This window comes from Enterobacter sp. AN-K1 (assembly GCF_020971765.1).
Lineage (GTDB): Bacteria > Pseudomonadota > Gammaproteobacteria > Enterobacterales > Enterobacteriaceae > Enterobacter > Enterobacter hormaechei_C.
Map to the genome: position 1 here is coordinate 1,400,294 of NZ_CP087390.1, position 24,037 is coordinate 1,424,330.

A 24,037-nucleotide genomic window follows, 5' to 3' on the forward strand; every position below is an offset into this window, starting at 1 on the left:
AGGGAAAATTGTGTCATAGTGCAGATTAAGCAAAATTAAGGAGTCAGCCAGAGCAATGAAACGTCCGGACTACAGAACACTACAGGCACTTGATGCAGTTATTCGTGAACGCGGTTTTGAGCGCGCGGCGCAAAAGCTGTGCATCACCCAGTCCGCCGTATCACAGCGTATCAAACAGCTTGAAAACATGTTCGGGCAGCCGCTGCTGGTGCGTACCGTGCCGCCGCGTCCGACGGAGCAAGGACAAAAGCTCCTCGCGCTGCTGCGTCAGGTTGAACTGCTGGAAGATGAATGGCTGGGCGATGAACAGACCGGCTCCACGCCGCTGCTGCTGTCGCTGGCGGTGAACGCCGACAGTCTGGCGACCTGGCTGCTGCCGGCCCTTGCGCCGGTGCTGGCCGACTCCCCTATCCGCCTGAATCTCCAGGTTGAAGACGAGACCCGCACCCAGGAGCGCCTGCGCCGTGGCGAAGTGGTTGGGGCGGTCAGTATTCAGCCTCAGGCGCTGCCAAGCTGTCTGGTGGATCAGCTGGGCGCGCTGGATTACCTGTTTGTCGGTTCAAAAGCCTTTGCCGAGCGTTACTTCCCGAACGGTGTGACCCGCGCCGCGCTGCTGAAAGCGCCTGCCGTCGCTTTCGACCATCTGGACGATATGCATCAGGCCTTCCTGCAACAAAACTTCGATCTGCCGCCGGGCAGCGTACCGTGTCATATCGTTAACTCGTCCGAAGCCTTCGTACAGCTCGCGCGTCAGGGAACCACCTGCTGCATGATCCCGCATTTGCAGATTGAGAAAGAGTTGAAAAGCGGTGAGCTGATTGATTTAACCCCGGGGCTGTATCAGCGCCGGATGCTGTACTGGCACCGTTTTGCGCCGGAAAGCCGCATGATGCGCAACGTCACTGACGCGCTGCTGGCGTTTGGGCATAAGGTGTTAAGACAGGATTGAAAAACTAGCCGGGTGGCGGCTTCGCCTTACCCGGCCTACGGGTTACTGAGCGGGCTTTTCAGTCGGCTCCAGCTGGAACACCACATCAACCTGATCGTCGAACTGAATGGTTGGCTGCTCATAGGTTTCCTGAGCAGAAACCGGCGCGGCGTCCGCCTTCATCATCCGAACCATCGGGCTTGGCTGGTAGTTTGAAACGTGGTAGCGCACGCTGTAAACCGGACCGAGCTTGGTCTTGAAGCCGGATGCCAGCTGCTGCGCCTGATGAATGGCATCATCAATCGCCGCTTTACGCGCTTCGTCTTTATATTTCTCCGGTTGCGCAACGCCCAGCGAGACGGAACGAATTTCGTTCAGCCCAGCCTTCAGCGCACCATCCAGCAATCCGTTGAGCTTATCAAGCTGGCGTACAGTCACTTCCACAGTACGCACGGCGCGATAGCCTTTCAGGATGCTTTTGCCGTTCTGGTAGTCGTAATCCGGTTGGGTACGCAGGTTCGCAGAGCTGATGTCTTTTTTCGCGACACCGTTCTGTTCCAGGAAAGAGAGGTATTGCGCAACACGATCGTCTGCCTGTTTCTTGGCGGAAGCAGCATCTTTCGCCGCCACGTTCACTTCAATTGCCAGGGTTGCAACATCCGGTACCGCATCCACGCTTGCCGTGCCTGAAGTGACAATGTGCGGGCCGTTTGGCAGTTCATTCGCCTGCACCGACACCGCACCTAAACTTACTAATGCCGCCAGGGCCATCACCTTAAACTTCACTGTCATTCCTCCATGTTGCGAAGAGTGCCCCATCAACAGGGCTCATGCCAGCAAGCTTAGCGGGTCTTGTTCAGATGTCCATAAGACAACGCTTAGTTGAACAATCCCTGTACGTGATGAATGCCCTCTTTCGCCAGCTGGAAGGCAATAAACCACATCACCAGCCCCACCAGCGTGTTAATGATGCGCTGCGCTCTGGCAGTCCGCAGCCGTGGTGCCAGCCACGCCGCCAGGATCGCAAGACCGAAGAACCAGAGGAAGGAGGCGCTGACCGTACCGAGCGCAAACCAGCGTTTGGGCTCAACGTCCAGCTGTCCGCCCAGGCTGCCCAGCACCACAAAGGTATCAAGGTAGACGTGCGGGTTAAGCCACGTCACGGCGAGCATGGTGACGATAATCTTCCAGCGCCCCTGCTTCATCACTTCGGCGCTCGCCAGCTCAAGATTGCTGCTCATGGCCGTTTTCAGGGCGCCAAACCCGTACCACAGCAGAAACGCTACGCCGCCCCAGGTAACCAGCGCCAGCAGCCACGGCGACTGCATCAGCAAGGCGCTGCCGCCAAAAATCCCGGCGCAAATCAGTAGCAAATCGCTCACCGCGCACAGCAGGGCAATCATCAGATGATACTGGCGGCGAATGCCCTGGTTCATCACAAACGCATTTTGTGGACCAAGGGGAAGGATCATGGCCGCGCCTAACGCAAGCCCCTGAAAATAATAAGATAACATGACGTAATTCTCGCAGAGTTGTCCTGGAGGCAGACTATACTGCGGGAACGACATTAGAGGAAATTGATAATATTAATTGGGGATTAGCCGGGCTAATATAAGAAAAGCCCGGTGTCGCTGACGCTTACCGGGCCTACGGGAGACGTTACTCTGCTTCTTTGATTTTTTTGACGTTTACGTCCATCTGCGGGTACGGGAAGCTGATGCCGTTGGCATCGAAATCACGCTTAATGCGCTCCAGCACGTCCCAGTAAACGTTTTGCAGATCGCTGCTTTTGCTCCAGATGCGCACCACAAAATTAATGGATGACGCACCCAGCTCGTTCAGACGAACGGTCTGCTCGCGATCCTTCAGAATGCGATCGTCAGAGGCGATGATGTTGGCGATCAGCGACTTCACCTGATCGATATCGGAATCGTACGCCACGCTGATGATCAGCTCGTTACGACGCACCGGCTCGCGGGAGAAGTTAATGATATTGCCCGCAATGATTTTCCCGTTCGGGACTACCACAATGCGACCATCCACGGTACGCAGGGTCGTAGAGAAAATCTGTACCTGCAACACGGTACCGGCAATACCGCCCAGATCCACATACTCACCGGAACGGAACGGACGGAAAGTCACCAGCAGTACGCCCGCCGCCAGGTTCGACAGCGAACCCTGCAATGCCAGACCAATGGCCAGACCGGCAGCACCGAGCACAGCGATAACGGATGCGGTCTGCACGCCGACACGCCCCAGCGCCGCAATCAGCGTAAAGGCGATGATGCCGTAACGGACCAGTGCAGAGAGGAAATCGGCGACTGTGGCATCAATGTGTCGTGCGACCATCACCCGGTTGACAGCGTTCGATACGATACGCGCCACGATCATCCCGACAATGATGATGGCAATAGCGGCAACAATATTCACGGCGTAGCTCAGCAGTAGCGCCTGGTTGCGCACCAGCCAGTTACCCGCGTTATTGATGCTGTCTACAACATCAAGTTGTTCCATTTATTCTTCCTTTTGCTAAACCAAAACACAAAATCTGTCCCTTAGGGGACAGGCAGGTCAGTAAAGGGTAAACAAAAAGAGCGGGTAATGCCAAACAGATCACAAAATTGGGTCTTGCAGGATATTGAAAAAGCATAAAAAAAGGCCCGCATATGCGGACCTTCTTGACGCTATGAACAGCTCAAATTACAGAACGTCAACCGCGTTCAGTTCTTTGAATGCCTGCTCCAGACGAGTAATCATAGAAGTCTGGGCAGCGCGCAGCCATACGCGTGGATCGTAGTATTTCTTGTTCGGCTGGTCTTCGCCTTTCGGGTTGCCCAGCTGACCTTGCAGGTAAGCTTCGTTGGTTTTGTAGTATTGCAGGATACCGTCCCAGGTTGCCCATTGGGTGTCGGTATCGATGTTCATTTTCACTACGCCATAGCTTACGGAGTCTTTGATTTCCTGAGCAGAAGAACCGGAACCGCCGTGGAAGACGAAGTTCAGGCTGTTGTGCGGCAGGTTGTGTTTCTTAGACACGTATTCCTGAGAATCACGCAGGATGGTCGGGGTCAGAACCACGTTACCTGGTTTGTATACGCCGTGTACGTTACCGAAGGACGCTGCGATGGTGAAGCGTGGGCTGATTTTGCTCAGCTCGGTGTAAGCGTAATCAACGTCTTCTGGCTGAGTGTACAGAGCAGAAGCGTCCATGTGGCTGTTGTCCACACCGTCTTCTTCACCGCCGGTGCAACCCAGTTCGATTTCCAGGGTCATGCCCATTTTGGACATACGCGCCAGGTACTTAGAGCAGATCTCGATGTTTTCTTCCAGAGACTCTTCGGACAGGTCGATCATGTGAGAAGAGAACAGTGGCTTACCGGTTGCTGCGAAGTGTTTTTCACCTGCGTCCAGCAGACCGTCGATCCATGGCAGCAGTTTTTTCGCGCAGTGGTCAGTGTGCAGGATAACCGGAACACCGTAGTGCTCAGCCATCTGGTGAACGTGATGTGCGCCAGAGATAGCACCCAGGATAGCAGCGCCCTGAGGAACGTCAGTTTTCACGCCTTTACCTGCGATGAACGCAGCGCCGCCGTTAGAGAACTGAACGATAACCGGTGCTTTAACTTTTGCAGCGGTTTCCAGTACGGCGTTGATGGAGTCGGTACCTACGCAGTTAACTGCTGGCAGAGCGAAGTTGTTTTCTTTAGCTACCTGGAACACTTTCTGTACGTCATCACCAGTGATAACGCCAGGTTTTACGAAATCAAAAATTTTAGACATGTTGCTTAGTCCTGTATCTTCGGCCGTTAGAAAAGGTGCGAGCTCTGATAAGCGCGCTGAAAATTGGGCAGGTTTCCCTGCCCCTGAATGGCTTACTTCTTAGCGCGCTCTTCGAGCATTGCTACTGCTGGCAGGACTTTACCTTCCACGAATTCGAGGAATGCGCCGCCACCAGTGGAGATGTAGGAGATCTTGTCAGCGATACCGAACAGATCGATAGCTGCCAGGGTGTCACCACCGCCTGCGATAGAGAACGCTTCGCTGTCTGCGATAGCGTTAGCCACGATCTCAGTCCCTTTGCGGAAATTCGGGAATTCGAACACGCCGACAGGACCGTTCCACAGGATAGTTTTTGCGTTTTTCAGGATTTCAGCCAGTTTCTGTGCAGAAACGTCGCCCAGGTCCAGAATCTGCTCTTCATCTTTGATGTCGTTAACAGATTTCAGGGTTGCGGTAGCGGTTTCGGAGAACTCGGTAGCTACACGAACGTCAGTTGGAACCGGGATATCACAGGTGCTCAGCAGACGTTTGGCTTCGTCAACCAGATCCGCTTCGTACAGGGATTTACCCACGTTGTGGCCTTGCGCAGCAACGAAGGTATTCGCGATACCACCACCAACGATCAGCTGGTCAGCGATTTTGGACAGGGAATCCAGTACGGTCAGTTTGGTAGAAACTTTAGAACCACCAACGATAGCGACCATTGGACGAGCTGGTTCTTTCAGAGCTTTACCCAGCGCTTCCAGTTCGTCAGCCAGCAGCGGACCTGCACAGGCGACGTCTGCGAATTTACCGATACCGTGGGTAGATGCCTGCGCACGGTGAGCCGTACCGAATGCATCCATCACGAATACGTCGCACAGCGCAGCGTATTTTTTGGACAGGGTTTCGTCGTCTTTCTTTTCGCCTTTGTTGAAGCGAACGTTTTCCAGAACAACCAGCTCACCTTCGGCAACTTCCACGCCGTCCAGGTAATCTTTCACCAGGCGAACCGGGCTGGACAGTTTGTCTTTCAGGTAATTAACAACCGGCAGCAGAGAGAACTCTTCGTTGTACTCGCCTTCAGTTGGACGGCCCAGGTGGGAGGTGACCATCACTTTAGCGCCCTGCTTCAGAGCCAGTTCAATGGTTGGCAGAGATGCACGGATACGCGCGTCGCTGGTCACTTTGCCATCTTTAACCGGTACGTTCAGATCGGCACGGATGAAAACGCGTTTACCTGCCAGATCCAGATCGGTCATCTTAATTACAGACATGGTGAATCCTCTCGTTGATTCTTAAAGTTTTGCAAGCGCAAGGTGCGCTCTACCTGAAACCTTTTGCGGCCATGGCTAACGTGGTGTCGAGCATTCGGTTAGCAAAGCCCCATTCGTTATCACACCAGACCAGCGTCTTGATAAGGTGCGCACCACTGACTCGCGTCTGCGTGCCATCCACGATGGCGCTGTGCGGGTCGTGGTTAAAATCTACTGAGACCAACGGTAATTCCGTATAGTCAACTATACCATGAAATGCTCCCTGTGCCGCTTTTTGCAGCAACAGGTTGACTTCACAGGCTTTTACCGGTTTTTTCACCGTCACGCTAAGATCGATTGCGGTGACGTTTATCGTCGGCACGCGCACGGCAATCGCTTCGAAACGGTCGTTAAACTGCGGGAAAATACGGGTGATCCCGGCAGCCAGTTTCGTATCCACCGGAATGATGGACTGGCTCGCCGCGCGAGTGCGCCGTAAATCCGGATGGTAGGCGTCGATGACCTGCTGATCGTGCATGGCGGAGTGAATCGTGGTCACGGTGCCGGATTCAATGCCATACGCATCGTCTAACAGTTTAATGACCGGAATAATGCAGTTGGTGGTGCAGGAGGCGTTGGAGACAATGCGGTGTTCAGCTTCCAGCTCGTGCTGGTTGACGCCAAACACGACGGTGGCGTCGAGGTCGTTACTGCCGGGATGGGAGAACAGCACTTTTTTCGCGCCAGCATTCAGATGCGCTTCGCCATGTTCACGGTTACCGTACACGCCGGTACAGTCCAGCACCACATCCACACCCAGTTCGCGCCAGGGCAGCCCTTCAATACTGTTCTCATGCAGCACGCGGATGGCATCGTCACCGACGAACAGCTGTTCCCTTTCCTGGCGAACGTCCCAGGCAAAGCGACCGTGGCTGGTGTCATATTTCAACAAATGCGCCATGCCCGCAGCATCCGCCAGTTCATTGATTGCCACCACGGTGATTTCCGCACGACGCCCGGATTCATATAAAGCACGAACCACGTTGCGTCCGATGCGACCGAAGCCATTAATCGCTACGCGTACGGTCATAGATCTCCTGCAAAGCTATCCCTGAGTTTGAGGTGGCTGAAAGAGTAATCCAGCGACGCCCGAAGGGGAATCCTTGCTGTCACAAACTGCGATTGATTGGTCAATTGTCGAACATTTAATCGACTGAAACGCTTCAGCAAGAATAAGCGAATCGGGGAATAAAAGGAATCTCTGTCCAGATGAATAAGCGAGCTATATGACTTGCATCACATTTTCGGTGGAATAATTTACAGAGCAGTTACATGTCTGAGGAATCGTGCATACAAAAAAGCCGGGTGGCGCTAACGCTTACCCGGCCTACATTTTATGCCATTTGTAGGCCCGGTAAGCGTTAGCGCCACCGGGCAAAACGGCAATTACAGCAGTTCTTTCGCCTTAGCGACAACGTTCTCAACGGTGAAGCCGAACTCTTCAAACAGCTGTTCAGCCGGCGCAGACTCACCGAACGTGGTCATACCGACGATAGCACCGTTCAGGCCCACGTATTTGAACCAGTAGTCAGCGATACCCGCCTCCACCGCCACGCGAGCGGAGACCGCTTTAGGCAGTACGGATTCGCGGTACGCGGCATCCTGCTTGTCGAACGCATCGGTAGACGGCATGGAGACCACGCGCGCTTTCACGCCTTCGGCAGTCAGTTTTTCCCATGCGGCAACGGCCAGTTCAACTTCAGAACCGGTCGCGATGAAGATCAGCTCAGGCTGGCCTGCGCAATCTTTCAGCACGTAACCACCGCGCGCGATGTTTGCCAGCTGCTCTGGGGTACGCTCCTGCTGCGCCAGGTTCTGACGGGAGAGGATCAGTGCGGTCGGGCCATCATGACGCTCAACGCCGTATTTCCACGCCACCGCAGATTCAACCTGGTCACATGGACGCCATGTGCTCATGTTCGGGGTCACGCGCAGGGAAGCCACCTGCTCTACTGGCTGGTGGGTAGGACCGTCTTCGCCCAGACCGATGGAGTCGTGGGTGTAGACCATCACCTGACGCTGTTTCATCAGCGCAGCCATACGCACGGCGTTACGTGCATATTCCACAAACATCAGGAAGGTAGAGGTGTACGGCAGGAAACCACCGTGCAGAGCGATACCGTTGGCAATCGCGGTCATCCCGAATTCACGTACACCGTAATGGATGTAGTTACCGGCAGTATCTTCGTTGATTGGCTTAGATCCGGACCACAGGGTCAGGTTTGATGGCGCCAGGTCAGCGGAGCCGCCGAGGAATTCTGGAAGCAGAGGGCCAAACGCTTCGATCGCATTCTGAGATGCTTTACGGCTGGCGATCTTGGCTGGGTTCGCCTGCAACTTCGCGATGAACTCGTTCGCTTTAGCGTCGAAGTCAGACGGCATGTCGCCTTTCATACGACGGGTGAATTCAGCCGCTTCCTGAGGGAAGGCTTTCGCGTATGCCGCGAACTTCTCGTTCCAGGCCGCTTCTTTCGCATGGCCCACTTCTTTCGCATCCCACTGAGCGTAGATTTCAGACGGGATTTCGAAGGCAGGGTGTTTCCAGCCAAGTGCTTCACGGGTCAGTGCAATTTCCGCGTCGCCCAGCGGTGCGCCGTGGGAGTCGTGAGTGCCCGCTTTGTTCGGAGAACCGAAGCCGATGATGGTTTTGCACATCAGCAGGGACGGTTTGTCGGTCACGGCGCGCGCTTCTTCTACGGCACGTTTAATCGAGTCAGCATCGTGGCCATCAACGCCGCGCACAACGTGCCAGCCGTAGGCTTCGAAACGTGCGGCGGTGTCGTCAGTGAACCAGCCTTCAACATGACCGTCGATGGAGATGCCGTTGTCGTCGTAGAACGCAACCAGTTTACCCAGCTTCAGGGTGCCTGCCAGAGAGCACACTTCGTGAGAAATGCCCTCCATCATGCAGCCGTCGCCCAGGAAGGCGTAGGTGAAGTGGTCAACGATGTCGTGGCCAGGACGGTTAAACTGCGCCGCCAGGGTCTTCTCTGCAATCGCCATCCCTACGGCGTTAGCGATGCCCTGACCTAGCGGACCGGTAGTGGTTTCAACGCCAGCGGTGTAGCCCACTTCCGGGTGACCTGGAGTTTTGGAGTGCAGCTGACGGAAGTTTTTCAGCTCTTCAATTGGCAGATCGTAGCCAGTGAGGTGCAGCAGGCTGTAGATCAGCATAGAGCCGTGGCCGTTAGACAGCACGAAACGGTCGCGGTCTGCCCATGCCGGGTTCTGCGGGTTGTGGTTAAGGAAATCACGCCACAGGACTTCGGCGATGTCAGCCATGCCCATAGGGGCGCCCGGGTGGCCGGATTTGGCTTTCTGTACTGCGTCCATGCTCAGCGCACGAATAGCATTAGCAAGCTCTTTACGTGAGGACATTTTAACTCCAGATCGGACTGTTAAAGGCCATGCCCTTGACGACAGCGCGTTTTGGGCTACGCCGGAAAAAAGTGCCAACAATGTAACCCAAGCCGCAGGGCATGTACATGGACCATTCTTTTGCAGCTTAAGAAATCTCTGGATCATGCTCGCATGTTGCGCAATCTGCTCGCCCGCCTCTGTCGATATTCCTTATACTTAGCCCGACACCGGCTTCGTTGACGGTGCATTTTTCGGAATTAATTCAGATTAACGAGTACGGAAGCAACATCATGAAAATGCGTGCAATCGGGCTGGCTGTGGGAACAACGCTCCTGCTAAGCGGCTGTCAGAATATGGATTCTAACGGCCTGATGACCTCAGGCGCAGAAGCTTTTCAGGCCTACTCATTGAGCGATGCGCAGGTGAAAGCGTTGAGCGACGAGGCCTGTAAGGATATGGATGGAAAAGCTACGCTTGCCCCGGCAAACAGCACCTACACGCAGCGTCTGAACAAGATTGCTTCCGCGCTGGGCGACAACATTAACGGTCAGCCGGTGAACTACAAGGTGTATATGGCGAAAGACGTCAACGCCTTTGCGATGGCGAACGGCTGTATCCGCGTTTACAGCGGCCTGATGGACATGATGACCGACAACGAAGTGGAAGCGGTGATCGGCCATGAAATGGGTCACGTTGCACTGGGTCACGTGAAGAAAGGGATGCAGGTTGCGCTGGGCACCAATGCCGTGCGCGCAGCGGCGGCCTCTGCGGGCGGCATCGTCGGCAGCCTGTCCCAGTCGCAGCTGGGCGACGTGGGCGAAAAACTGGTGAACTCGCAGTTCTCCCAGCGTCAGGAGTCGGAAGCGGATGACTACTCTTACGATCTGTTGCGCAAACGCGGCATCAATCCATCGGGTTTAGCTACCAGCTTCGAAAAACTGGCGAAACTGGAGGAGGGCCGTCAAAGCTCCATGTTTGACGATCACCCGGCTTCGGAAGAGCGTGCGCAGCATATTCGCGACCGTATGGCGGCAGACGGAATTAAATAATTTCAGAAGGAGGCAGTTTTGCCTCCTTTTTATTTCGCATGAATTGTTAACTTAAAAGCACGTATCGATAACACCCCTGAAAGCCCCGCCAAATCTACCCTGCCACTCTGAAATGTCTGGTCACATAATTATTGCAAAGGTTACTTTTTCCGGTAATTATCTCTTCCGCAGTTATTCAAATTAATATATCCAGACAGAGACGTTCCCTCCGTGAAAAAAGAATTATCATTAATTGCTTTAAGTTTATTTGCCGCATTACCTGCCGCCGCAAGCCAGCAATCCGACAGCAAGGGTTTTATTGACGACAGCCATCTGGATCTGTTTTTACGCAATGCGTATATCAGCCGCGACTACCATCAGGGCCAGCAGGACAAAGCCGAATGGGGTCAGGGGATCATCGCCACGTTTGCATCCGGCTATACCGAAGGGCTGGTGGGCTTCGGCGTGGACGGTATCGCGCAGTATGGCGTGCGTCTGGACGGTGGCCGCGGCAAGAGCGGCGCGGGCGGCATCGACTTCTTTAAGCAGGAAGACGACGGCCGGGCAAAATCCGATCTGGCAAAGTTTGGCGCAACCGCCAAAATGCGCATCTCCAATACCGTACTGAGCTACGGGAATCAGCGCCCTGAGCTGCCCATCGTGAATGCCGACAGCTCCCGCCTGCTGTTTGAAAGCTACACCGGCACCATGCTGACCTCGAAAGAGATCGACGGTCTGGAAGTCAACGCCGGTTACTTCACCGACGAGCAGCGTAAAAGCGATGACCGCCACGACAGCGGACTGAAGAGCCTCTCCTTCGGCGGTGCGAGCTATCAGTTTAACGACCATTTCAGCGGCGCGCTGTACGCCTCTCATAACGAAGAGGTGATGAACAAGCAGTACCTGGGCATGAACTTCAAACAGCCGTTCAGTACCGGGCAGCAGCTGGTGCTCGACTTCAACGGCTATAACTCCCGTCTCGACCAGCATTACGCGGACAGCCTCAACACGGGCCGCAGCAACACCATCTGGAGCCTGGCAGCGAGCTATATCTGGGACATTCACACGTTCAAAGTGGCGTACCAGCAGAGCAGCGGCAGTACCGGCTACAACTACGGCGGCTATCGCGACAAAGGCGGCGTGGGTGACGGCGGTAACACCATCTGGCTGGCGAACTCCTACTGGTCTGATTTCAACGGCGAAGATGAACGTTCCTGGCAGGCATCCTACGGTCTGGACTTTGGCGGCCTTGGTTTACCGGGCCTGAGCTGGACCACCGCCTACGTGCGCGGCGATAACATCAAAACCTCTGAAACCAGCAATGGCAAAGAGCACGAGTGGTTTAACCAGATCCAGTACCAGGTGCAGGATGGCCCGGCGAAAGATCTGAAGCTGAAGCTGCGCTACTCCGTACTGCGCGTCTCCAGAAACGCCAGCGAGTACAACGTGGGCGGGGACGAGATCCGCGCTTACGTGGAATACCCGTTTAACGTGTTCTGATGAAAAAAGCCGGGTGGCGGCTTCGCCTTACCCGGCCTACCGTTTTCTCCCTGTGGAAGAGGGTTAGGATGAGGGGGAAACAGCTAGTAAAGCGTCTTCTGCGGCGGCCCCGCAAACTTAAGGGCGCCAATCTGCCCCATCCGCACTTCCACTACCGACGGCCCCGGCATCGTCAGCGCCTCCGTCATCACCGCATCAAAATCCTCTGCCCGCTCAACGCTCCACGCCTGAAGGCCAATCGCCTGCGCCAGCAGGGTAAAGTCCGGCGTATGCAGTTCGTTATAGTACTGACGCCCGCCAAAATATTTATCCTGAATACCACGCATTACGCCGTAGCCGCCGTCGTTCATGACCAGCAGCGTCACGTTGGCTTTCTCCTGCGCCAGCGTCGCCAGCTCGCCTAAATTGAGGCTCAGGCCGCCGTCGCCCACCAGCCCCACCACCTTGCGCTGCGGGTTGGCAATCGCGGTGCCGATCGCCATCGGCAGCCCCATACCAATCGCCCCGGCGAGGGAGTGAATGTTCATCATCGGACCGTTAGCCCTGAACAGGCGGCTACCCCACAGGCTGCCGGACACGGTGATATCGCGCACCAGCAGGCCGTCTGTCGGCAGGGCTTTTGCTATGGCGTCGTTAAGCTTCGCATAGGCGCCGCACTGCTCGCGCAGCCCCTGTTCGGCTTGCCCGACCGCCTGCTGCACCTGCATATCCCACTGGGGACTGCCCCACTCGCGGCCCTGTACTTTTGCGGCCAGCGCGCCAAGCACCGCTGAACAATCGGCTATCAACGTGCTATCCATCAGGTAGTTACGGCTTGCTGCCGCCGGGTCGATATCGATCTGCACCCGCGGGGAAGGCAGCTCAAGCGTCCAGGATCGGGTTTCGTTGCTGCGCAGGCGAGAACCGGCCACCAGCGTAAAATCACACTGCGCAATCAGGGCCTCAACCGACGGCGAGTTGTGGAACGCGCGAAGGCTGGCGCGGTGGCTGTCCGGCAGCACGCCGCGCGCGTGGGTGCTGGAAATCACGGTGATGCCCGCATCCGCCAGCGTTTTCACCGCCTCAGCGCTGCCCAGCGCCCCGCCCCCCAGCCACAGCAGCGGCTGTTTCGCCTGCTTGAGCTGCGCCCACAGCGCGTCAACCATTCCGGTATCCACGGCTGGAACCGATGCCGGTTTAACCGGTTTAGTCACCAGCGACAGCGGAATTTTGGCGCCCTGAATATCAATCGGGATTTCCACCGAGACCGGTCCGCATGGCGCGGTCTGCGCGTCCTGGATAGCTTTATGCAGAATCGCTATCGCCTGATTCGCATTGCTGATGCGGTACGCCCGTTTTGAGCTGGCCTTCAGGAAGGTCAGCTGGTCACGGGTTTCATGGATAAACCCGGTGTCGGCGTCCAGCCAGGCTTTCTCAACCTGCCCGGTTAAATGCAGCAGCGGCGTGCAGGCATTCATGGCTTCCACCAGCGCGCCTACCGCATTACCCGCCCCCGCGCCGGTGCTGGTCAGCGCCACGCCGAGGCCGGAAAAGCGCCCGTGGGCGTCGGCCATGGTGACGGAACCGGCTTCACCGCGCGCGGGCACAAAGCGGATATTGCCCCGCTGCCCAACCGCATCCGCGATCGGCAGGTTGTGAATAGAGATGACGCCATAGATGGCCTCAACCTGATACTGCTCCAGCGTTCTGGCGATGGCGTCGCCGACGGTTATCATTTCGCTCATTGCTCACCCTTTCTCAGTCGCACCAGTGGTTGACGCTGTTACCCGTCGCCAGATAAATGCTCTTTTGTTGCATCCAGGCTTTCAGCCCCTGGATACCCTTCTCGCGGCCCAGACCGCTCTCTTTAAAGCCCCCGAACGGGGTCGAAATCGCAAAGACTTTGTAGGTGTTGATCCACACCGTGCCTGCCTCCAGCTGCTCGCTGAGACGCAGGGCGCGACCGGTATCGCGTGTCCAGATCCCCGCCGCCAGGCCGTAAACCGAGTCGTTCGCCTCGCGGATAAGCGTGGCTTCATCGGCAAACGGCATCGCCACCAGCACCGGGCCGAAGATCTCTTCCTGACAGGCGCGGGCGCTGTTGCTCAGCCCTTCGATAATCGTGGGCAGGAAAAAGCTGCCGTTTGCCAGAGCGGGATCGGCGGGTATCTCACCGCCGCACAGCACGCGGCCCCCTTCGCGCTTCGCCAGTTCGACGTACTCGATCACGCTCAGGCGATGTTTTTCGCCGATCAGCGGTCCGACATGCACGCCGTCGGTAAACGGGTGTCCGACGCGCAGCCCGCGAGTTAATTCCAGCAGCCTCGCCATCAGCGGGGCGTAAATGCTCTCGTGGATAAACAGCCGCGACCCGGCGATACACGCCTGCCCCGCCGAGCTGAAAATGCCATAGCAGATCCCGCGTGCGGCCTGTTCGATATCAGCATCCTCCAGCACGATGGTCGGCGATTTGCCGCCCAGCTCCAGCGAGGCCGGGATCAGTTTTTCCGCCGCCACGTGCGCCAGATGGCGGCCCGTGGTGGTTCCACCGGTAAAGGAGATTTTGCGCACGCGAGGATGGCGCGCCAGCGCATCGCCAATCACCGAGCCTTTGCCCGGCAGCACGCTCAGCAGCCCGGCGGGCAGCCCGGCCTGTTCAAAAATCCGCGCCAGCTCCAGCGCCATCAGCGGCGTGGCTTCGGCGGGCTTGAGGATCACCGCGTTCCCGGCGGCAATCGCCGGTGCGACCTTCTGCATTTCGCTGGCAATCGGCGAGTTCCACGGCGTGATGGCCGCCACCACGCCGAGCGGCTCATAGCGGCTCAGCGTCAGCAGATCCGGCTGGCGCGGCGTGGGCAGTTCCCCTTCCAGCAGCTCGCAGGCGGCGGCAAAGTAGCGCGCCGTTCCCGCCGCGCTCATCACCAGCCCGCGCGCTTCCGCCAGCGGCTTGCCGTTATCACGGCTCTGCATCTGCGCCAGCGCGTCGACGCGGGATTCAATGAGATCGGCAACCTTATACAGGATCTTCGCGCGCATATGCGGCAGGCTGTTACGCCAGGCGGGATCGCGCCAGGCGCGCTCTCCGGCGTCTACCGCCTCCTCCAGGTCATCCAGACTGGCGGCGTTCAGCGTCGCGTTGATCGACCCGTCTGCCGGGAAGTGGCTCTGCATCGGGTTGCCGCCGCCGTGTCGCCACTGGCCGCCGATAAAAATCTTCAGATCGTCCATCGTCTCTCCTCAGCTCAGGGCCAGCTCGCGGCAGGCGCGCACCGCGCTCAGTGCCGCCAGGGTGGAGGTTTTAGGATTAGAAGCCAGCGGCAGTCCGCTCAGCTCCAGATGAAACTCGCCGAACAATCCTTCCACATGGAGCGTGTGGGTGTTACGTTTCGTTGCCGGGTCAACCATCAGCTGCACGCGGGTGTCGTCCATCCCGACGCCGCCGAGCGCCACGGTCGCCGCCACGTTGGCGTTCGCCGGGAACAGCCGCGCCGCCTCGCGGGCGCTGCCTTCAAAAAAGACCTTTGCCTCTGACACCGCATTCAGATCGATAAGCTGCTCGGCATAGCTGCCGCGCCAGCTGGCCGGGCTTTTGCGCGACTGATAGGTAACGCGCTCAAGGCCGCCCTCTTTCGCCGCCGCCAGCCCGTCGATACCGGCCACCGCACCGGAAAGCAGGGTCATTTTTCCGCCCGCAGCGAGCAGACGCTGCTCCAGCGCGCTGTCCGCCAGCGCGCCGGTGGAAATGACGGCCAGATGCCAGCCGCGACGCAGGATCTCTTCCCCGTACTGGGCCACCGCCTGCTGGCTGGCGCATTCCAGCACCAGATCCGGCGTTTGTGCGCACGCCATCGGCGACGTCAGCGCCTCAACCGCATCGCCAAACTGGTCGTGAATGGCGGCATGGTGAGACGCGCGCGCCACGATCCAGCCGATAGCCACGCCGGCGGGCAGGCGCTCAATCACCGCCTGCGCCATGGCGCCAAAACCAATCAACATTACCTTTTTCATGATGTGTCCTTACAGATGGCGGCAGAAGCCGCCGGAAACGTCCAGCGCCGCGCCGGTGGTAAACGAGGCCAGCGGCGAAGCGAGGAACAGCAGCGCCTGCGCGGGCTCCTGCGGCTTGCCGAGGCGCGCCATCGGAATGCCGCGCTTGCGCGCGATATCCGCCGTCCATTCCGGCCAGCTCTGGCTTTTGTCCGCCCGGTTTTCAAAGCGGCGCTGCCACTGGCCGGATTCCACCATGCCGAGCAGAATGGAATTGACGCGAATACCTTTGCCCACCAGCTCTTTCGACAGCGTCAGCGTCATGTTCAGCAGCGCGGCACGAGCGGCAGAGGTGGCGATCATATGCTCCTCCGGCTGTAGCGCCAGCAGGGAGTTCACACAGGTAACAGAGGCAATGTCGGACTGCTCCAGCAGAGGCTGAAACGCCTGCACCGGGTTAATCACCCCGAACAGTTTGAGTTCGGCTTCGTGCAGCCACGCCTCGCGCGGGGTATCATGGAAGTGCGCCACGTAGCCCTGCCCGGCGTTGTTGATCAGCATATCCGCCGCGCCAAAGCGCGCCTGCACCGCATCCGCAAAGGCCTGAACTTCGTCGGCGTTCAGCACGTCGCAGCGGTAAGCAAAAATCTCCCCGTGAGGAAATTCGTTTTGCAGCGTCGCATGGGCGCTGGCGAGCCGGTCCGGGTCACGGCCGCAGAAGGCGACTTTCGCCCCTTCACCCAGCAGCAGGCGCAGCGTTTCAAAGCCAATGCCGGAAGAACCGCCGGTAACGACCGCTACGCGCCCGTCAATTTGTGCATTCATCGCGCACCTCTTCGTTAATGCGTAAAAGCTGTTGGTTGAAAAACGCGTCGTTATCGAGATAGCTGGCGTGCCCGGCCTGCGGAATGGCGATAAACGGCATGCCGTAGCGCAGCGCCAGACCCTGAACCAGTTCCGGCTGGGTGATGGCATCCTGCTCGCCGCACCAGACTTCAAACGTGCCGGAGTAGCGTTTAAGCCAGCCGTGAATGTCGTCATGTGCCAGCATCCATGCGGCAGCGAGGTAGCCTTCCGGGCGCAGCGCCCGCATGCCCGCCGCGACGGTGGCGATATCTTCCGCGCGCGCGCCGGGGCGCAGCAGCTTCGCGGCGCGGGTCTGGGCGAGGATGTCGCCCCCCAGCGCCATCTGCTGCTCGCGGTTACGCCAGACCTGCTCCCGCTGCTCCGGCGCGGCATTGCCGTACCCCTGTGCGGCGTCGGCCAGCACCAGATGAATGACGCGATCCGGGAACTTTGCCGCAAAGGCGCTGGCCACCAGCGCCCCCAGGGAATGGCCGACCAGCACTGCCTGCCAGACACCGGCGCGATCCAGCATCGCCGCCAGCGCGTCGGCGTAATCCCCCGCGTTCGCCCGCGCTACGGCCAGCATCGGGCTTTCGCCGTAACCGGGCATGTCCCACGCCAGCACGCGAAAACCGTTCAGCGCCATTTGCTTGTGCCAGGAAGCGGCGCCGGAGCTGATCCCGTGCAGCAGCATCAGCGGAATACCGCTTCCCTGTTCACGAAAACCCGTCATCATGCCCCCCTTAGTTCCGCTTCACTTTGGAAAGCGGATGGTCGGACGGATAGGTTGGGATTTCCGGCTTGTTGGTCCCCAGCATGACGCACATCAGCGCTTCTTCTTCGCCGTGGTTAAACAGGCCGCGATAGATGCCCGGCGGAACGGAGATCAGGTCACGCTCACGCAGCACAGTTTCTGTGTAGTTGTCGCCGTCCTGGATCATCAGCGTGATCTGCCCCTTGAGCATGAAGAACACCTCTTCCACGTCGTCGTGCAGGTGCAGCGGCCCTTCGCACTTCGACGGCAGCACCATGGTGGAGAAGGTAAAATGGTCCGCCTGCACGGTGTTGGTGTCGTTCGCGACGCCCGTTGCGCCGGTGCCGATATAGCGCATCTGCGCCCGGCGGTATTTCGGGTCAAAATCGGCCTGGAACTTCAGCGCGTTCCAGTCGTATTTGCGCCCTTCGAAGCGCGCGATGCGCGACTCGACCCACTCTTCCATCGTCAGATGGTCAGGTTTGATGCCCGTTTTGTTGGTTACGGTTGAATCAGTCATGACACTCTCCTCAGTAACGTCTCAGCAGCGGCAGTAACAGGACGCAGCCCACCGCCGCCATCACCGCCAGAAAAATCAGCCCGGAATCCATGCTGTGGGTGAAGGCGATAAGCGCGCCCATCACCGCCGGCGACAGCGCGCCCGCAAAGTTTCCCAGCCCGTTGAAGATACCGCCCGCCGTGGCGCTCACCCGGGGATGGGTGGCCTTCGCCAGCAGGGCGAAAATGTTGGGTGCGCCGGTGCCCCACATAAAGGTGCTGAAGCTCATCGCCGCGATGACGGCCAGCGGGGTATCAAGGTGCATCACCGCCGCCAGCCCGACGGCCGCCCCCGCCATGGAGATAAAGCATGCCGCCGCGCGCTTATCGACCCTGTCCGAGAGCCACGCGCCAATCACTTCCCCTGCCAGCATGGCGATGAACGGCATCGACGACAGCCAGCCCGCGTGCTCCAGATGAATGCCTTTGCCTTTGATCAGGTAGCCCGGCAGCCAGCCGTTGATGCCCCACAGATAGGTCAGGAAAGCGATATTAAAGATGCAGATGATCCAGAAGTGCGGGCTGACGAACAGCTCACGCCGCGCCGCGCGCCGCTCGTACCGGGACGCCTGCGAGGTGCCGGGTTTTGCCTCCAGGCGGATCCCGCGCAGACCAATGCGCACAAAGATAAGCACCGGCACGGTAAGCATGGCCATCACAAAGAAAGTGCTCTGCCAGCCAAAGGTGTTCAGCAGCCAGAGGGAAAGCGGGAAACCAATCGCCGCGCCCACCGGGGTCCCCAGCAGCCACAGCATGGTGGCGCGCGCCTGCAAATGCTGGGGGAAGTTGTGACGTACGATGGCGAAGGCCAGCGGGAACAGCGGTCCTTCCGCCACGCCCAGCAGAATACGCAGGACGATCATCAGCGTGTAGTTATGGGTAAAGCCCATCGCCACCATCAGCACGCACCACACCGCCATCATCCCGGTGAGCAGGCGCAGCGGCGCGATTTTGTCGCCCAAACCGCTTAAAAACACCGATGAGAAGCCATAGCTCAGCAGGAAAGCGCTCATCAAAATGCCGAGACGCGTGGTGTCGAAATCAATGCCCATCGCCTGCTGGAAATGGGTATCCGAAAAGAGCGCCGCGATGCTGATTTTGTCGAAAAACGCCAGCAGCACGCAGGCCAGCAGCGACAGCGGGATGGCCCAGCGCACCGCTTTTTCGGGCGTGCGGGTCCCCTCACCGCTCGCCTCAACCGGTGCGGTGTTAGTCTCTAGTGTGGTCATCTCTCCCCCTACGGGTGCGGGTTAGCTATCGCAATGACATCAGTGAAAAAGCCGGGTCGCCGAGCGGTACGTCCGATAAATCCCGCCCCGCTGCCATCCAGCGCTTCGCCAGCTTGACGGTGCGCGCGTCGTTGAACGCTACCAGCTGCGTCAGCCGCCCGTTGTCGTCCAGCGAGAAGTACAGCGCCTCTTCACGCACGACCGTTCTGCTGCCTGGCTGCGGAATACCAAGGATCTGAATATTGTGCTGGTATTGATCCGACCACAGCCACGGCGCGTCGTCGTAGCCTGGCGCATCCGGGTTGAGCATCGCTTTCGCCGTCGCCACCGCCTGATTCTGGGCGAAGGCCCAGGACTGGATGCACAAGCCGTAGTGATGGTGCTGGGCGACATCTCCTGCGGCAAAGATGAACGGATCCGACGTGCGTCCCTGGGCATCCACCACGATCCCGCGCCCGGTTTTCAGCCCCGCATCGCGCGCCAGCTCCAGATTGAGATCGACGCCGATCCCGACCACGACCGCATCAAAGGTTTCACGCTGGCCGTCGCAGTGGATGACCGGCAGGCCGCCGTCGTCCTCCAGCTCCAGCGCACCGCAGCCGGTACGGATCTCCACCCCCTGCTCGCGGTGGATGGCCTCCAGGCGCTGCGACACCTCGCCGCTCACCGAGCGCATGCACAGCGCGGGCTGCTGCTCGAACAGGGTGACCGCCACGCCGCTTTTCCGCGCCGAGGCAGCAATCTCCAGTCCGATCCAGCCGCCGCCGACGATCGCCAGTTTTTTACTTTCCGCCAGACGACTTTTCAGGCGCTGCGCGTCCTGCCAGTGGCGCAGGGTATAGACCTGCGGATGGCTGGCCCACGCCTGCGAAGGCAGGCGCGCCCGACCGCCGGTAGCGATTAAAAGGATGTTGTAACTAAGCCGCTCGCCGTTGCTAAGAACGACTTTTTTCTCATCGCGATCGACAGATTCAGCGCGCAGCGGCCGGTACCAGGCCAGGTTCAGCGCCTGCTGCACCTCGTCGCTAAACAGGCGCGGAAGCCCCGCGTCCGGCTCCAGCAAAGACGCTTTCGACAGCGGCGGGCGCTCGTAGAAATCCCACTTTTCTTCCGCTACCACGCAAATCTCGCCGTCGAAACCCTCATCGCGCAGGGTTTTCGCCGCCCAGCCGCCCGCCTGACCGCCGCCGATAATGACAATGCGCGACGTCATACCGCCTCCGGCTTTTTCTGCTGACGGCGCGTGTCGTGGTCAATCCCGCCTTCCACCGCCCACTCGGTAAAGGAGACCAGCGAATGCTCCAGCTCACGCGGCTGCCAGTTTTCCGTCAGATAATCATCGTTGGTGTAATACTCAAACGCCCCGCCGGTCGGGCTGTTGACGTACCAGAAGTACGCCGACGACACCGGATGACGGCCCGGCCCGATAAAGGTGCTCCAGTCATGTTTATTCATCGCGATACCGCCGCCGATCACCTCGTGGATGTCGCGCACGGTGAAGGCCACGTGGTTGAGGCCGCGCTTGCGGTTCGGCAGTTGCAGCAGGAACAGGTTGTGATGGCCGCCGCGCACGCCGCAGCGCAGGAACACGGCGCGGTTGATATAGCGGTCCGAGACCTGGAAGCCGAGCACCTCGCGGTAGAATTTCTCCACTGCCGCCAGCTCTTCCACGAAGAACACCACATGCCCCACGTTGATCGGCTGGGCGCGATCGTAAACCGGGCTGGGGGTGTCGATACGGCGGGCATCGCCCCACTGGTTAATTGGCTCGACGTTCAGCTCCACGTCAGTTTGCTGGGTCACCTGCACGCGCAGCGTCATGCCGTTCGGGTCCAGGCACTCCAGCGCGTCGCCCACTTCACGAAAACCTGGCTGTTGCGCCAGCTTCGGGCGCAGCGCGTCCAGGTCAGACTGGCTGGCAACCGCCCAGGTCATGCGGCGCAGGGTGTTGCCCGCTTCAAACGCGGGCGGCAGGTCGGGGCTGTCGATCGGGTTAAGCTCCACGCGCGCACCGCTCAGGGTGGTGAAACGCTGGCCGCTGGCATCGCCCGTCAGGCCAAAATCACGCATAAATTTGGCGCAGTGCGTCAGGTCTTCCACACCAAATTCCAGCTTTTCAATTCCGGTTACACTCATCGTTCGTTGCCTCATCTGGCCCAGATTGGGCGTAAAACATGCCCGACGCAGTCAAGCGCCTGACGTTAACTCACTGATTTAACTGGCCTGTGACAAATACCCTAAGAAGCCAGAAATTTTATCCGCCGCGAGGCGAACCTCGTTTTGCAGGCGCTCGCGGTCGCTCTGCGGGATCTCCTCCGACGGCACCAGAATGCTGACCACCGCCGCCACGCGGCCGCTTCGGTCATACACCGGGTAGACGATGGAGGAGATGCCGTGGCGGAAGAAGGATTCGCCGATGACATACCCGCGGGCTTTGTCCTGCTGCACCATCTGCCACAGGGCTTCACGGTCGTGAAGCTGCCCCGGCGTGTTGCCCGGCAGACGCTCATGCGGGAACAGCTGTTCGAAATCAGCGCGGGAAATATCGGTCAACAGCATGCGGCCCAGCGAGGTGCAGTGCACCGGCAGACGGGTACCAATACTGACCTGGTTGATGCGCGACCCGGCGGCGCTGACGCGGGCGATGTAGATAATGTCGCGCCCGTCGCGGATCGCCAGATGGCTGCTGCACTGGCTCACGTCGCGCAGCTGCTCGATGACCGGCTGGCCAACCTGGGCCACGTCAAGCGAGGCGATGTACTCAAAGCCCAGGCGCAGCACGTTCATGCCCAGCGAGAAGGTATTGGTGCGCGCGTTGCGCTCCAGAAATCCCATGTACTCCAGCGTCTGTACCACGCGATAGGCGGTGGCCTTCGGCATATCCACCAGCCGGTGCAGTTCGGCAAAGGTCAGATCGCGATGCTGTTCGCCAAAGGCCAACAGCAGCTGTAAACCGCGCTCCAGCCCCGGCACCAGATACTTCACTTCCCGATCGTTTGCCATCATCGCCCTACCTTAATTAAAGACAAAACCGCCGTTGACCGGGATCAGCTGTCCGGTGATAAACCGTGACAGATCGCTTAACAGCCAGACCACGCTGCCGGTGACATCTTCCGGCTGCTGCGCGCCGGTTAACGCGCGTCCGTTTTCGTAGAGCTGATGCCGTTCGGCGGGGACATATTCGGTTGCCTCGACGCGGGTTAATCCCGGGGCGATGGCGTTGATTCGAATGCGCTTTTCGCCAAGCTCGCGCGCCATTGAGCGGGTCATGGCAATCACGGCCCCTTTACTGGCGACGTAGGCCATCAGGCGCGGTGCGCCCCACAGCGCGGTGTCGGACGCTACGTTCACAATGCCTGCCCCTTCGCGCAGCAGCGGCACGGCGGCGCGCGTCACCAGCCAGGTGCCTTTGACGTTGACGCTCATCACCCGATCCCAGAGATCCGGATCGTAATCAAGCATGTTTTTGCCGCCCACGCCCGTCGCCATCGCCGCGTTGTTCACCAGGCCGTCAATCTGCCCTTGCTCGCCAATGGCGCTGAACACCTGGTCGATAGAGTGCTGATCGGCCAGATCGATAACGTGCGATTCGATCGCATAGCCCTGCTCGCGCAGCCGGTGGGCGCTCTCGGCCAGCTCGCCTTTGAGGATGTCGCACATCACCACCGCCGCGCCCTGCTCCGCGCAGGCCTGGGCAAAGTGGTAGCCCAGCCCGCGCGCGGCGCCGGTCACCACGATGCGCTTGCCGCTCAGCAGCCCATTCATCAGGCGGCTCCCTGCTGTGCTTCACGCATCGCCAGCTGCTCTTTGGCGGCCTTTTGCATCATGCGACGCAGGCGGGAAAGGCCGACGTCGTGCTGGTACAGGTACTCATGGTCGCGGGCGTTTGGGGCCAGGCTTTCCAGCACCACACGGTCCTGCTCCAGCACTTCCCAGTGCAGTTTTTCCAGACGGTTGCGGTACATGAAGCGCCACATATCGCGCTGCCAGCCCTGCACGCGGCGGATGCGCCAGAAGAAGACGCGGCAGTTGTCGTTATCTTCCGGCACCACCATGCCGACGATAAAGAAGTGGCCGCCCGGTCCGAAGCGCTTCTTGTACGGAATGGAGAGGCGCATCCAGCAGGTGCCGCTGTTGCCGAGCTCAACCCAGTCGAAATTGACGCCGCTCTGCCCTTTTTTCTCGAAAATAAAGCCGGTTTTGGTCGGCTGGAGCACCATGTCGGCCTTGCGATCCCCTTCCGCCATCGAGTGCGAGGACGAATGCAGATAGGTGCCGTGCATCGGGTCCATCACGTTTTCCAGCGCGTACTGGTAATTGCATTTCCACGCGGCGGTGCAGAGGAAGTTGCTGAAGTTTTCCGTGTCGGCGAGTTCATCCGGGAAGGTCAGTTCGTCCGGCTGCTGGTCAGCGGTGACGCCAAACCACAGGAAGATAGCGCCGTGCGCCTCCTGCACATTATAGCTGCGCACGCACTGCTGGCCGACCAGCGGACATTTATCCACGGCGGGCACGTCTTTCACCTCGCCGTTGCCCGCCACCTCTACGCCGTGATACCAGCAGGCAATGCGGTCCCCGAGGTTCCAGCCCATCGACAGGCGCGCACCGCGATGCGGACAGCGGTCCTCCAGCGCCTGAACCTGGCCATCTTTATTGCGCCAGACCACAATCTGCTCGCCCAGGCGGGTGATGCCCACCGGCGCAGACTGCACTTCCCAGCTCGCGAGCACCGGATACCAGAGGCCGCGCAGGCCTTTATCGAGATAGTTTTGTACGGTCGTCGTCATCGCGTT

At 59.0% G+C, this 24,037-nt stretch carries 22 protein-coding genes; 3 read left to right on the top strand and 19 right to left on the bottom strand.

The window, feature by feature from the left end:
- Nucleotides 1–55 precede the first annotated feature (55 nt).
- The gene (gene argP, locus LOC22_RS06730; RefSeq protein ID WP_003860089.1) at nucleotides 56–949 is read left to right on the top strand and encodes a DNA-binding transcriptional regulator ArgP; all 894 of its coding nucleotides are present in this window, start codon (nucleotides 56–58) and stop codon (nucleotides 947–949) included.
- 42 nt (nucleotides 950–991) lie between these two features.
- Here argP and LOC22_RS06735 read toward each other — a convergent pair whose 3' ends face one another.
- The 7 genes from LOC22_RS06735 to tkt form a co-directional block, all read right to left on the bottom strand.
- Nucleotides 992–1,714, bottom strand: a complete 723-nt coding sequence (locus LOC22_RS06735) for an oxidative stress defense protein (RefSeq protein ID WP_017382904.1) — start codon at nucleotides 1,712–1,714, stop codon at nucleotides 992–994.
- A gap of 92 nt (nucleotides 1,715–1,806) precedes the next feature.
- Entirely contained in the window at nucleotides 1,807–2,442 is a 636-nt protein-coding gene (gene argO, locus LOC22_RS06740) for an arginine exporter ArgO (protein WP_032682211.1), read from the bottom strand.
- Between the two features lie 145 nt (nucleotides 2,443–2,587).
- Nucleotides 2,588–3,442, bottom strand: coding sequence for a small-conductance mechanosensitive channel MscS (gene mscS, locus LOC22_RS06745; protein ID WP_032610091.1), 855 nt, complete (start codon nucleotides 3,440–3,442; stop codon nucleotides 2,588–2,590).
- A 186-nt stretch (nucleotides 3,443–3,628) separates the two neighbouring features.
- On the bottom strand, nucleotides 3,629–4,708 hold the full coding sequence (gene fbaA / locus LOC22_RS06750; protein WP_017692704.1) for a class II fructose-bisphosphate aldolase: 1,080 nt from the start codon (nucleotides 4,706–4,708) through the stop codon (nucleotides 3,629–3,631).
- Between the two features lie 92 nt (nucleotides 4,709–4,800).
- Nucleotides 4,801–5,964 (bottom strand): phosphoglycerate kinase, encoded by a 1,164-nt coding sequence (pgk, locus tag LOC22_RS06755; RefSeq protein WP_015571809.1) that lies wholly within the window; start codon nucleotides 5,962–5,964, stop codon nucleotides 4,801–4,803.
- Between the two features lie 49 nt (nucleotides 5,965–6,013).
- Nucleotides 6,014–7,033 (bottom strand): erythrose-4-phosphate dehydrogenase, encoded by a 1,020-nt coding sequence (epd, locus tag LOC22_RS06760; protein ID WP_032668611.1) that lies wholly within the window; start codon nucleotides 7,031–7,033, stop codon nucleotides 6,014–6,016.
- A gap of 356 nt (nucleotides 7,034–7,389) precedes the next feature.
- Entirely contained in the window at nucleotides 7,390–9,381 is a 1,992-nt protein-coding gene (gene tkt / locus LOC22_RS06765; RefSeq protein WP_230239442.1) for a transketolase, read from the bottom strand.
- A gap of 272 nt (nucleotides 9,382–9,653) precedes the next feature.
- Here tkt and LOC22_RS06770 point away from each other — a divergent pair, with 272 nt between their 5' ends.
- Nucleotides 9,654–10,412, top strand: a complete 759-nt coding sequence (locus LOC22_RS06770; RefSeq protein ID WP_017382909.1) for a M48 family metallopeptidase — start codon at nucleotides 9,654–9,656, stop codon at nucleotides 10,410–10,412.
- Between the two features lie 210 nt (nucleotides 10,413–10,622).
- On the top strand, nucleotides 10,623–11,891 hold the full coding sequence (locus LOC22_RS06775; RefSeq protein WP_230239443.1) for an OprD family outer membrane porin: 1,269 nt from the start codon (nucleotides 10,623–10,625) through the stop codon (nucleotides 11,889–11,891).
- Between the two features lie 83 nt (nucleotides 11,892–11,974).
- Here LOC22_RS06775 and LOC22_RS06780 read toward each other — a convergent pair whose 3' ends face one another.
- The 12 genes from LOC22_RS06780 to LOC22_RS06835 form a co-directional block, all read right to left on the bottom strand.
- Complete coding sequence (locus tag LOC22_RS06780) at nucleotides 11,975–13,615, bottom strand: thiamine pyrophosphate-binding protein (protein ID WP_230239444.1); 1,641 nt, start codon at nucleotides 13,613–13,615, stop codon at nucleotides 11,975–11,977.
- A 13-nt stretch (nucleotides 13,616–13,628) separates the two neighbouring features.
- A complete protein-coding gene (locus LOC22_RS06785) occupies nucleotides 13,629–15,098 on the bottom strand; it encodes an aldehyde dehydrogenase (protein ID WP_230239445.1) in 1,470 nt (489 codons plus the stop codon).
- Between the two features lie 9 nt (nucleotides 15,099–15,107).
- A complete protein-coding gene (locus LOC22_RS06790; protein ID WP_017692699.1) occupies nucleotides 15,108–15,878 on the bottom strand; it encodes an aspartate dehydrogenase in 771 nt (256 codons plus the stop codon).
- Between the two features lie 9 nt (nucleotides 15,879–15,887).
- A complete protein-coding gene (locus LOC22_RS06795; RefSeq protein ID WP_015571822.1) occupies nucleotides 15,888–16,682 on the bottom strand; it encodes an SDR family oxidoreductase in 795 nt (264 codons plus the stop codon).
- On the bottom strand, nucleotides 16,666–17,436 hold the full coding sequence (locus tag LOC22_RS06800) for an alpha/beta fold hydrolase (RefSeq protein WP_032619068.1): 771 nt from the start codon (nucleotides 17,434–17,436) through the stop codon (nucleotides 16,666–16,668). Before LOC22_RS06800 ends, LOC22_RS06795 begins: the two co-directional genes overlap by 17 nt.
- A gap of 10 nt (nucleotides 17,437–17,446) precedes the next feature.
- Nucleotides 17,447–17,977 carry a cupin domain-containing protein gene (locus LOC22_RS06805; protein ID WP_017382915.1) on the bottom strand — a complete coding sequence of 177 codons (531 nt, stop codon included), beginning with the start codon at nucleotides 17,975–17,977 and terminating at the stop codon, nucleotides 17,447–17,449.
- A gap of 10 nt (nucleotides 17,978–17,987) precedes the next feature.
- Nucleotides 17,988–19,244, bottom strand: a complete 1,257-nt coding sequence (locus LOC22_RS06810) for an MFS transporter (RefSeq protein ID WP_230239446.1) — start codon at nucleotides 19,242–19,244, stop codon at nucleotides 17,988–17,990.
- Between the two features lie 25 nt (nucleotides 19,245–19,269).
- Complete coding sequence (locus LOC22_RS06815) at nucleotides 19,270–20,457, bottom strand: NAD(P)/FAD-dependent oxidoreductase (RefSeq protein WP_230239447.1); 1,188 nt, start codon at nucleotides 20,455–20,457, stop codon at nucleotides 19,270–19,272.
- Entirely contained in the window at nucleotides 20,454–21,380 is a 927-nt protein-coding gene (locus tag LOC22_RS06820; protein ID WP_015571827.1) for a VOC family protein, read from the bottom strand. Before LOC22_RS06820 ends, LOC22_RS06815 begins: the two co-directional genes overlap by 4 nt.
- Before the next feature lie 78 nt (nucleotides 21,381–21,458).
- Nucleotides 21,459–22,247 (bottom strand): IclR family transcriptional regulator, encoded by a 789-nt coding sequence (locus LOC22_RS06825; protein WP_230239543.1) that lies wholly within the window; start codon nucleotides 22,245–22,247, stop codon nucleotides 21,459–21,461.
- 12 nt (nucleotides 22,248–22,259) lie between these two features.
- On the bottom strand, nucleotides 22,260–23,009 hold the full coding sequence (locus LOC22_RS06830) for an SDR family oxidoreductase (RefSeq protein ID WP_017382918.1): 750 nt from the start codon (nucleotides 23,007–23,009) through the stop codon (nucleotides 22,260–22,262).
- Nucleotides 23,009–24,031, bottom strand: a complete 1,023-nt coding sequence (locus tag LOC22_RS06835; RefSeq protein ID WP_006811913.1) for an aromatic ring-hydroxylating oxygenase subunit alpha — start codon at nucleotides 24,029–24,031, stop codon at nucleotides 23,009–23,011. The genes LOC22_RS06830 and LOC22_RS06835 overlap by 1 nt, the downstream gene beginning before the upstream one ends.
- Nucleotides 24,032–24,037 lie beyond the last annotated feature (6 nt).